The following is a 4,434-nucleotide window of genomic DNA, read 5'->3' as shown; positions in this document are numbered from 1 at the left end:
GAAGAAGGCGACCAGCTTCTCGGTCGGCGGGCTGCCCTGCGCCTGCAAGGCGGCGCCGTCGCCGCCGGTGCGCAGCTTGCCGGTGGTGCCGAGCGAGCCGTCGATCAGGCGGCCGTACAGGTCGCGGATCTCAAGCCCCAGCATGCGCTGGCCGAAGAACCAGTTTTCCGGATCGGGCGCCTTGTAGTTGGTGAGGTTGAGGATGCCGACATCGACGGCGGCAACCATCACATAGGCATTGCTGCTAGGCTGCACGCCTGCCACCGCGACCGGGATCGACAGCTGCTGGCGTGGCATTGTCTTCTCAGGCGGCGTCAAGGTGACGGCGAGCTTCTTCGAGCCCGGGTCGACCGCCAGCCATTTCACGCCGATGGCGCGGGCTGGCATGCGCGTCTCCTGCGCGTCGCCCGGCCGGAACAGTGTCGCTGTAACATAGGCGCCGGCGCCCCAGTCGTCGCCGACCGGGATGTCGACGGTTCCACCGCCGGCAGGTACGCTTGCGGTGACGGTCTTCAGCAATTTGTCGGCGCCGATGGTGACCAGCAATTCGCCGGCAAAGTGCGGCGAGACCTTGAGCTTGGCCACGTCGCCAGCCGCGAAGGTGTCCTTGTCGAGAGCAATCTCGAGGCCGTCGGGCGTTTCGGTGGTGGTGGAACTGACATACCAGCCGCCATCGAATTCGTAGCTGGTCGCCGGACCCTCGGGATCAGCCGTCTCGACCTCGAGCCGGTAGCGGCCCCAGTCGACCGGCAGCGACACGGTTGCCTCGCCATCGGCGGCAAGATCGATCTGACCGTTGGCCACCGATTTGGTGAAGGTGACCGGCTCGTAATTCCATGAATTGTTGGAGCGGTACCACTGGTAATTGCGCTCGACCTTGACCAGCGACCACAGCGCGCCTTTCAGCGCCTCGCGCTTGCCGTCGGGGTCGACGGCGATCAGGCTGAACTTCGCCGTGCCGCCCTGCGGCACCTCGTCGTTCTCGAAATCCGGACGGATGCCGATCATGTGGCCCTGCGGGCGGATGCCGATGTTGAGCGATCGCTCGACGGCGCGGCCGCCGGTTTCGCGCATGCGGACGGTGACTTTGGCGTCGACCAGCTTGGTGGTCGAGGGCAACTGGTCGACGGCGACCGGGAAAGTCGCCTTGCCGTCCTCGCCGACCACGGGCAGGCCGGCGAGCGGCGTCACCGAGGGCTCGGCCGACTGCTCGTCGGCGAGACCGAAGGAATAGCCCTTGAAGCGGTCCCAGTCGCGGGCGGTCGACAGCGTCAATTCGCCTTCGAGCGCAAGTCCGGCGGCCGGCGCGCCATAGAGGAAGCGGCCGTCGACGGTGACGTTGGCGGTTTCGCCCTGCGCGATCTCCTTTTTGTCGGCGGAGAGGTCGAACTCGATGCGATCCGGCACGAAGTCCTCGACCAGGAACATCTGGCTGGCGACGGCCGCCTGCTTGGGATCGGTATGGATCGACACCGTCCAAGTGCCGCGCATGGCGTTGGGCTCGAGCGGCAGGTCGACGGCATGGCCACCAGCTGAGGCGCCATCGCTGACGATGCGGCGGTCCTCGACGCCGTCTGGGCGGGTGAAGATGAAGGTCAGCGGCAGGTTCTCGACCGCCTTGGCGGCGCCGTCGCGGGCAAGGGCCGCGACATGCACATCCTCGCCGACACGGTAGATGCCGCGCTCGGTCCAGGCATAGACGTCGAGCGCACCGGGCGCCGGACGCCCGGTGACGCCACGGTCGGAGAGGTCGAAGCCGGCCCGCCCCATATCGAGGAAGACGAAGTCGTTGTCGCCTTGCTTGGCCATCAGCACGGCCGGCACCATGCCGCCTTCGCCGCGCGTCAGGCCGGGGTTGAAGACGGCGCGGCCCTCGGCGTCGGTGGTGGCGGTGCCGAGGATCTCGTTGTTGCGGGCGAGCAGCGTCAGCTCGGCACCCGTGATCGGCTTGGCGCTTCCAAGCGAGCGGGCAAAGACGTTCAGCCCGTCCTGCCCGGTATAGGTGGAGAGCCCAATGTCGGAGACGACGAACCACTGCGTGGCACGCGAATCATACTCGTCGCTGTGGTCGTCGACAGCCTGGGCGGTAAGCACATAGACGCCGGGCTTGCGCTGCGGCAGCGCCTCGTCGACCGGGAACGAAGTGGTGACCTCCTTGTTGAGGTCGTTGGCGATGTCGAGCTGGCCTTCCCAGACCGGCGAACCCATCTGGTCGGAAATGTTGGATAGATCGTAGCCGTCGAGCTGCTTGAGGAACTGGTAGCCGGACAGAAGCTGCGCCAGCGAACGGTCGCCGATGCGGTAGAGCTTCATCTTGGCTGCATTCATGTTGACGGTGACGACCGGGATGCCGCGGCGCGCGCCCGCCGGCAGCACGAAGCTGTCGCCGGTGAAGCGGGCGGAAGGCGCACGATCCTGGACATAGATCGAGAGCACCACAGGCGCGCTGGTCACCTCGCCGATAGCCGCCGGCAGGCCGGCGCGGAACGTCACCTCATAGTGCTGGCCATGCTCCAGCCCTTCGACGCAGATCTGCTTGTCCTTGGCTTCGACGCCTTTGGGGGCGGCGTTGTCGACGGTGACGAACTGCGAATAGTCGACACCGGTCTTGACCAGATCCTCGGAGAATTGCGCGCAGATGCGTGGCGCGCTGGTGTCGGCATCGACGGTGTGATCGATGACGCGGAAGCCCTTGCGGGCCTTGAGGTCCGCATAATCGGCCTGGACCGACGGTGAGCTGACCAGCGCGAGGCTCGCTTCATAAGCCTGCAGCGACGGCCGGTAGAGATCGCGGCGGTCGAGACCGGCGCCGAGCAGCGCGAGCGCTTGGGCGCGCGTCTTGGTGGTGCGCACCAGCTTGTAGGCGTTGAAGGCGGCGGACGTGCCGTTTGCCGGCAAGGTCGACCCTTCGGACGTGTTGGAGGCCGGCTGCACGGCAAGCGTCTCGCGCGCCAGCTCGAGCCAGAGATGGCCGTCATCGGGCAGCACCGTAACCGCGGCTTCGTATTTCTGCATGGCCAGCCGGTGGTCGCCGGTAAGCTGCGCCTGCTCGGCCGCGGCCTGCAGCGCCCCCAGACCCTCGGTCGGCTTGTCATAGACCGGATCGGTCAGCTTGTTGCGGTACTGCTGCGCCTGGTCGGCCATCCAGCCGGGGAAAAAGGCCAGTTCCGGCGGCGCGCCGATATCGGGATCGCCATCGACATTGGCGACCTTGCCGGCAATGGCGCCGTTGAAGGGTTTAAGCTGGTTAAAGTCGGATTTGAGAAAGCACCATTTGGCCTTGGTGTTGTAGGTGAAGGCCCGGCAGGCGGGGTCGCCCAGGCATGTCGTCTTGCATTGGTCAAGGCTGACATTCTGGTCGGACCTGAGGTCGAACCCGAAATAGTCGGAATTGTCCGTCGTCACGATCCGCCGGGCTTCCGCCGCTTGCGCGACGCCGCTGAAGGCGAAAAAGAGAAGAACCAGGAAAGAGAGACCACGAGCCGCGCGCATTGCCACATCACCCTCCAGATATCGCCAGCGTCCCGGCATGATCAAGCTTCAGTCAGGCTTGTCAACGCCGGAGCTCGGCAGGTTTGCACCCACCAACGGGTTCCATGCCGGCCAAAGGCCGGTATTTCAACAAAACCTCCATAGGACAGGGGATCACGCAATCTTGCGAAGACGCAAAAGGTGTGAATTCCAAGCCCTGTCTATTTCAGACAATTGGATTGTGGCCCCTTTACGAGCGTTTCAGAACTTCATTCCAATTTTAGTTTTGTCGACTAGGTTGTCTTAATGCCGGCGCATGAAAAGCAGATGTCAGGGGGGATCGCGCCAGGGCGCGGGCTTCCGCGCGCCCTGCTTCTGGCCGCGCTTTGTTCTGTTGCTTTCATTGCCGAATCGCGGCCGGCGACGGCCTTCGAGATATTCGGCATCAAGCTCTGGGGTTCTTCCAGCGACGAAGATGCCGATATTGTCGATCCGCTGCGCTACTCGGTGACCATCGAGGCGCCCGATGCGGACAAGGACCTGGTCAAGAAACTGGAAAATGCCTCGACGCTGAAGGCGGACGAGGAGCGCCCGGTCTCCGGCTCGCTCGGCCTGCTGGCCAAGGCGCGAGCCGACCGCGAGCAACTAGTCGCCGCCCTCTATGCCGACGCCCGCTACGAAGGCGTCGTCACCGTCACGATCGAAGGCAAGCCGCTCGACGACCTGCCGCCCGACGCCGAGTTCAAGGGGCCGCAACCTATTCCAGTGGTCATTTCCATCGCCGCCGGCGCGAAGTTCACGCTGGGCAACATAAGGCTGGAAGGCGATGCGGCGGGGCGCGCCAGCGCCGATTTCGGGCTGATCGCCGGCGGAGACGCCGGGTCGGGCGCCGTGCTCAAGGCCGAGGCGCTGATCGTTCGGGCGCTGAAACAGGAAGGCCGGCCGCTGGCCAGGATCACGGAC

Annotated in this window: 1 protein-coding gene and 1 pseudogene; one reads left to right on the top strand and one right to left on the bottom strand. The window is 65.2% G+C overall.

Features of this window, described 5'->3' with window-relative positions; all coding sequences use genetic code 11:
- Positions 1-3,498: alpha-2-macroglobulin family protein (locus EOA33_RS25490; RefSeq protein ID WP_190234367.1), on the bottom strand; the 3,498-nt coding region annotated here is incomplete at its 3' end.
- Between the two features lie 279 nt (positions 3,499-3,777).
- Between EOA33_RS25490 and EOA33_RS25485 the strand changes: the two are divergent.
- Positions 3,778-4,434: pseudogene (locus tag EOA33_RS25485) on the top strand (outer membrane protein assembly factor); the annotation flags it as partial.

Source organism: Mesorhizobium sp. M4A.F.Ca.ET.050.02.1.1 (genome assembly GCF_003997725.1).
GTDB lineage: Bacteria > Pseudomonadota > Alphaproteobacteria > Rhizobiales > Rhizobiaceae > Mesorhizobium.
The sequence above is the reverse complement of the archived record's forward strand: the minus strand, read 5'-3'. Positions and strand labels throughout refer to the sequence as shown.